This is a genomic window from Bacillus sp. RC251, assembly GCF_044908765.1.
GTDB classification, from domain to species: domain Bacteria; phylum Bacillota; class Bacilli; order Bacillales; family Bacillaceae_G; genus Bacillus_A; species Bacillus_A wiedmannii.
Genome location: NZ_JBIYDP010000020.1, coordinates 42,049 through 48,445 on the forward strand (window position 1 = coordinate 42,049; position 6,397 = coordinate 48,445).

Annotated in this window: 8 protein-coding genes; all 8 read left to right on the forward strand. The window is 37.4% G+C overall.

Annotated elements, in window-relative coordinates:
* The first annotated feature begins 3 nt into the window (after positions 1-3).
* The 8 genes from pabA (at position 4) to lysS (ending at position 6,003) form a co-directional block, all read left to right on the forward strand.
* Positions 4-591 carry an aminodeoxychorismate/anthranilate synthase component II gene (gene pabA, locus ABH961_RS28960; RefSeq protein WP_000602298.1) on the forward strand — a complete coding sequence of 196 codons (588 nt, stop codon included), beginning with the start codon at positions 4-6 and terminating at the stop codon, positions 589-591.
* Positions 585-1,457, forward strand: coding sequence for an aminodeoxychorismate lyase (gene pabC, locus ABH961_RS28965; RefSeq protein ID WP_048542169.1), 873 nt, complete (start codon positions 585-587; stop codon positions 1,455-1,457). The genes pabA and pabC overlap by 7 nt, the downstream gene beginning before the upstream one ends.
* Positions 1,432-2,292 (forward strand): dihydropteroate synthase, encoded by an 861-nt coding sequence (folP, locus tag ABH961_RS28970; protein WP_048542168.1) that lies wholly within the window; start codon positions 1,432-1,434, stop codon positions 2,290-2,292. Before pabC ends, folP begins: the two co-directional genes overlap by 26 nt.
* Positions 2,293-2,655: a dihydroneopterin aldolase gene (gene folB / locus ABH961_RS28975; RefSeq protein ID WP_000358076.1), complete on the forward strand. Its 363-nt coding sequence runs from the start codon at positions 2,293-2,295 to the stop codon at positions 2,653-2,655. It begins immediately after the preceding gene.
* Positions 2,652-3,167 (forward strand): 2-amino-4-hydroxy-6-hydroxymethyldihydropteridine diphosphokinase, encoded by a 516-nt coding sequence (gene folK, locus ABH961_RS28980; RefSeq protein WP_001059453.1) that lies wholly within the window; start codon positions 2,652-2,654, stop codon positions 3,165-3,167. Before folB ends, folK begins: the two co-directional genes overlap by 4 nt.
* On the forward strand, positions 3,119-3,322 hold the full coding sequence (locus ABH961_RS28985; protein ID WP_000387029.1) for a helix-turn-helix domain-containing protein: 204 nt from the start codon (positions 3,119-3,121) through the stop codon (positions 3,320-3,322). The genes folK and ABH961_RS28985 overlap by 49 nt, the downstream gene beginning before the upstream one ends.
* Positions 3,323-3,345: 23 nt before the next feature.
* Positions 3,346-4,344 (forward strand): tRNA dihydrouridine synthase DusB, encoded by a 999-nt coding sequence (gene dusB / locus ABH961_RS28990; protein ID WP_141520079.1) that lies wholly within the window; start codon positions 3,346-3,348, stop codon positions 4,342-4,344.
* Between the two features lie 159 nt (positions 4,345-4,503).
* Positions 4,504-6,003: a lysine--tRNA ligase gene (lysS, locus tag ABH961_RS28995; protein ID WP_000369672.1), complete on the forward strand. Its 1,500-nt coding sequence runs from the start codon at positions 4,504-4,506 to the stop codon at positions 6,001-6,003.
* Positions 6,004-6,397: the final 394 nt, after the last annotated feature.

The window sequence follows — 6,397 nt, forward strand, 5'->3', positions numbered from 1 at the left end:
GAAATGATATTAATGATTGATAATTATGATTCTTTTACATTTAATTTAGTGCAGTTTCTTGGAGAACTTGGACAAGAGCTTGTTGTTAAACGTAACGATGAAGTGACTATTTCAGATATTGAGAATATGAAACCAGACTTTTTAATGATTTCGCCAGGTCCGTGTAGTCCTAATGAAGCGGGTATTAGTATGGAGGTTATTCAATACTTTGCTGGGAAGATTCCGATTTTTGGGGTTTGTCTTGGACATCAATCCATTGCACAAGTGTTTGGCGGAGAGGTTATACGTGCGGAGCGCTTAATGCATGGGAAAACGTCGCTTATGCATCATGACGGAAAGACGATTTTTTCGGATATCCCTAATCCGTTTACTGCGACACGTTATCATTCCCTTATCGTTAAGAAAGAGACGTTACCTGATTGCTTAGAGGTAACATCTTGGACAGAAGAAGGGGAAATTATGGCGCTCCGTCATACAACATTACCGATTGAAGGTGTACAGTTCCATCCAGAATCAATTATGACTTCCCACGGGAAAGAGTTGTTGCAGAATTTCATTCGTAAATACAGCCCAAGTGTGACATCGTGTTAATTTACGTAAATGGTGAGTATGTAGAAGCAAGTGAAGCGAGAATTTCTCCTTATGATCATGGTTATTTATATGGTCTTGGAGTTTTTGAGACATTTCGTATTTATAATGGTCATCCTTTCTTATTGGATGATCATTATGACCGTTTAATAGATGCACTGGATACATTGCAAATTAAATGGACAATGACGAAAGATGAAGTACTGCTTATTTTGCAGAATTTACTCGTTAAGAATGAATTAGAGCATGCATATGTACGTTTTAATGTATCAGCGGGTATAGATGAAATTGGATTGCAAACGGAAATGTATGAAGAGCCGTCTGTTATTGTTTTTATAAAACCTTTAGCAGCCCCCGAAGATGTAGTGGAAAAAGAAGGGGTTGTTTTAAAACAAGTGCGAAATACACCAGAGGGTGCGTCTCGCTTAAAGTCTCATCATTATTTAAATAACATTTTAGGGAAACGTGAAATTGGAAATGTTGTGAATAAGGAAGGTATTTTCCTTACTGAAACAGGTTATGTTGCAGAGGGTATTGTTTCGAATCTCTTTTTCGTGAAAGGTGATATTTTGTATACACCTTCGCTAAAAACAGGGATTTTAAATGGTATCACTCGTGCGTTTATTATAAAGGTTGCTGAAGAGCTGGGCATCGAAGTGAAGGAAGGTTTCTTTACAAAAGATGAATTACTTTCAGCTGATGAAGTCTTCGTAACAAACTCGATTCAAGAAATTGTCCCGCTTTATCATATAGAGGGACGAGATTTCCCGGGTAAAGTAGGTATGGTTACAAAAAGGTTTATGAGTCTTTATGAAATGCAGAGAGAGAAATTGTGGAGCAGAAATGAATTGCGAAGAGGAGATGTGTAGTTTGAAGTGGGATTATGATTTGCGCTGCGGCGAATATACATTGAACTTAAATGAAAAAACTTTAATTATGGGGATTTTAAATGTAACACCAGATTCGTTTTCTGATGGTGGGAGTTACAACGAGGTAGAGGCTGCGGTGCGCCATGCGAAAGAAATGCGAGATGAAGGTGCTCATATTATTGATATCGGCGGTGAATCTACTCGCCCGGGTTTTGCTAAAGTATCGGTGGAAGAAGAAATAAAGCGAGTTGTTCCGATGATTCAGGCGGTTGCAAAAGAAGTGGAGTTGCCTATTTCTATCGACACGTATAAAGCTGAAGTTGCAAAACAAGCAATCGAAGCTGGCGCTCATATTATTAATGACGTTTGGGGAGCAAAGGCGGAACCAAAAATCGCTGAAGTTGCAGCTCATTATGATGTACCTATTATCTTGATGCATAATCGCGATAACATGAATTACCGCAATTTAATGGCTGATATGATTGCTGATTTATATGAAAGCATCAAAATTGCTAAAGATGCTGGGGTGCGAGATGAGAATATCATTTTAGACCCAGGCATCGGTTTTGCTAAAACACCTGAACAAAATTTAGAAGCGATGCGTAATTTAGAACAGTTAAACGTACTGGGTTATCCAGTTCTCTTAGGTACTTCAAGAAAGTCCTTTATTGGACATGTGTTAGATTTACCGGTAGAGGAACGTCTTGAGGGAACAGGAGCTACCGTTTGTCTCGGCATTGAAAAGGGTTGTGAGTTTGTTCGTGTTCATGATGTGAAGGAAATGGCACGTATGGCTAAGATGATGGATGCGATGATTGGTAAGGGGGTAAAGTAATTGGATAAAATTTATGTTCATGATATGGAGTTTTACGGTTATCATGGTGTATTCCCAGAGGAAAATAAATTGGGTCAGAGATTTAAAGTGGACTTAACGGTGGAGTTGGATTTGAAACAGGCAGGAGAAAGTGATGACTTAGAGCATTCTGTCAATTATGGAGAGCTTTTCGAGTTATGTAGAAAAGTTGTTGAAGATAGAACGTATAAGCTTGTAGAGAGTATCGCTGAAAATATTGCTGCAGATATATTAAAACAATATGAGAGTATTTTCCGTTGTACAATTAAAGTAATTAAACCAGATCCGCCGATACCTGGGCATTATCGTGCTGTAGCAGTGGAAATTACGAGAGAACGTCCATGAATAATATAGCTTACATTGCATTAGGTTCAAATATCGGAGAACGTTATACGTATTTAACTGAAGCGATTCAGTTTTTAAACAAAAACCCGTATATCCAAGTTAACGATATTTCATCTGTATATGAAACAGAGCCAGTTGGCTATACTGACCAAAGTTGCTTTTTAAATTTAGTTATAAAAATTTCTACCAATTTATCACCGCAAGAATTATTGAAAATTACACAAAGAGTAGAGAATGATTTAGGAAGAAAAAGGGAAATTAGATGGGGTCCGAGGACCATCGACCTTGACATTTTACTATATAATCAAGAAAATATTGAAGCAGAGAATCTTATTGTTCCGCATCCGCGGATGTTCGAAAGAGCTTTTGTTATCGTTCCGTTGTTAGAGATTAATCAAGATATAAAACAAAACATTTCACGTTCACAAGTAGAAGAAATGAAAAGGCGAGAGGGAGTAACGGTATGGAAGCAGAAAAATGGGGAAGACGCATTCGTGCTTTTCGAAAGCTAAAAGGTTATACACAAGAAGGTTTTGCGAAAGAGTTAGGGGTATCTGTATCTGTTTTAGGTGAAGTTGAGAGAGGGAATCGATCGCCTTCCCAAGATTTTGTAGTGGAAGTTGCTAAGGCATTAAAGGTTTCAGTGGAGGAATTAATGCCGAAGTGACTATGAAGGAAGGAGTAAGTCGAGTGTTAAAGATTGCAAATATTGAGATGAAAAACCCGGTTGTATTAGCACCGATGGCGGGAGTGTGTAACTCTGCATTCCGTTTAACAGTAAAAGAATTTGGTGCAGGTTTAGTTTGTGCTGAAATGGTAAGTGATAAAGCGATATTACTTAATAACAAAAGAACATTAGATATGTTATATATTGATGAAAGAGAAAAGCCATTAAGTTTACAAATTTTTGGTGGAGAGAAAGAAACTCTTGTAGATGCTGCGAAATACGTAGATAAATATACGACAGCAGACATTATTGATATTAATATGGGTTGCCCAGTACCGAAAATCATTAAGTGTGACGCGGGAGCAAAGTGGCTTTTAGACCCAAATAAAATATATGAAATGGTAGCGGCAGTTGTAGATGCTGTTGAAAAGCCGGTTACAGTTAAGATGCGTATTGGTTGGGATGCAGATCATATTTTTGCAATTGAGAATGCGAAAGCTGTTGAGCGTGCTGGCGGACAAGCAGTAGCGGTTCATGGACGTACACGAGTACAAATGTATGAAGGGAAAGCGGATTGGGATATTATTAAACAAGTAAAGCAAGCTGTAAATATCCCGGTTATCGGAAATGGTGATGTCGAAACGCCACAAGATGCAAAGCGTATGCTTGATGAAATTGGTGTAGACGGTGTTATGATTGGTCGCGCTGCCCTTGGGGACCCGTGGATGATTTATCGTACGGTAAAGTATTTGGAAACAGGTGAATTAATGCCGGAACCGACAGTGCGTGAGAAAATTGACGTATGTATGTTGCATCTAGATCGTCTTATCGATTTAAAGAACGAAAATGTCGCTGTAAGAGAGATGAGAAAGCATGCAGCCTGGTATTTAAAGGGTGTTCGTGGTAATGCAACTGTACGTAATGGTATCAATGCTTGTAATACGCGTGAGGACCTTGCGAATGTATTAAGTGCATTTGTAGAAGAAGTAGAAGCGAAACAACAAACAATTCACGTTGGTTAATAATAGATAGGGAAGATTGACATTCTTCTATACACTTCCTATAATTACGTGAAAGAAAGAAGAACTGCCAGCTAGTTGCTGGCAGTTTTTCTAGTTGAGTAGAAAATGCTATACTGTATATATTGTAAAAATTAATAGAGCTGGAGTGATATCAATACCATGGATAACATGAACCACGAAGAATTAAACGACCAATTGCTTGTTCGTCGTGAAAAGTTACATAACTTACGTGAGCAAGGAATCGATCCGTTTGGTAAACGATTTGAACGTACAAATGCAACAAATGACTTATTAAGCTTATATGGAGAGTTCTCTAAAGAAGAATTAGAAGAGAAAGAAATCTCTGTTTCTATCGCTGGTCGTATTATGACAAAACGCGGTAAAGGAAAAGCTGGATTTGCACATATTCAAGATTTACATGGACAAGTTCAAATTTATGTTCGTAAAGATGCTGTTGGAGATGAAGAGTACGAATTATTTAAAACAGCAGATTTAGGTGATTTAGTAGGTATTGAAGGTAAAGTGTTCAAAACGAACGTTGGAGAACTTTCGGTGAAGGCAACGGGCTTTACACTATTAACGAAATCTCTTCGTCCGTTACCGGATAAATATCATGGATTAAAAGATGTTGAACAACGCTACCGTCAACGTTACTTAGACTTAATCACAAGTATGGAAAGCCGTGAAACATTCGTTACTCGTAGTAAAATCATTCGTGAAATGAGAAGATACTTAGATGACAATGGTTATCTTGAAGTGGAAACACCTATGATGCATGCAATTGCAGGTGGAGCTTCTGCGCGTCCTTTCATTACGCACCATAATGCGTTAGATATGGAATTATATATGCGTATCGCAATTGAACTTCATTTAAAACGCCTTATTGTGGGTGGATTAGAAAAAGTTTATGAAATCGGTCGTGTATTCCGTAATGAGGGTGTATCAACTCGTCATAATCCAGAGTTTACAATGATTGAATTATATGAAGCGTATGCTGATTATAAAGATATTATGAAACTAACAGAAAATATGGTTGCGCATATTGCGAAGCAAGTACTAGGTACAACAACAATCCAATATGGTGATTATGAAATTAATCTAGAACCAGAATGGACACGTCTTCATATGGTAGATGCAATCAAGGAACATTCTGGAGCGGATTTCTGGAATCCAATGAGTGTAGAAGAAGCGCGTGAACTTGCAAAAGAACATAATGTAGGTATTAAGGATACGATGGAAGTTGGTCATATTATAAACGAATTCTTCGAACAAAAAGTAGAAGATAAATTAATTCAACCAACATTTATTTACGGTCATCCGGTAGAAATTTCGCCACTTGCGAAAAAGAATGACGAAGATCCACGATTCACAGATCGTTTCGAATTATTTATCGTTGCACGTGAACATGCAAATGCATTCACTGAGCTAAATGATCCGATTGATCAAAAAGAACGCTTTGAAGCGCAATTAAAAGAGCGCGAACAAGGTAATGATGAAGCTCACATGATGGATGATGATTATATTGAAGCTCTTGAGTACGGTATGCCTCCTACAGGTGGGCTAGGAATTGGTATTGATCGTCTTGTTATGTTGTTAACGAATGCACCATCTATTCGTGATGTATTATTATTCCCTGCTATGCGTCATAAACAAGACTAAGCTTTGGAGATTTCTCCAAAGCTTTTTTTATTTGAGTATGAGCTACGCAGGGATAGTAGCTCTTGATGGTGCGAGAAATTATATTTATATAGAAGAAATGTGCTGTTTTTATACTTTTTTACTAAGTTAAAAATTTTATTAGAAAAACTATTGCATTTTAATAATCAAACTGGTATATTTATATTCGTTGCCACGAAAGGTAACAAGCAAAACAAACGAAAAACAACTTATTGAAAAAAGTTGTTGACGAAAATATAACGAAATGTTATATTGATAAAGTCGCTTCCGAGCGGCGGATGAGTTCTTTGAAAACTGAACGAAACAAACAACGTGAAACGTCAATTTTTATTTTTAGATGCTAGACAAACTAACTTTATTGGAGAGTTTGATCCTG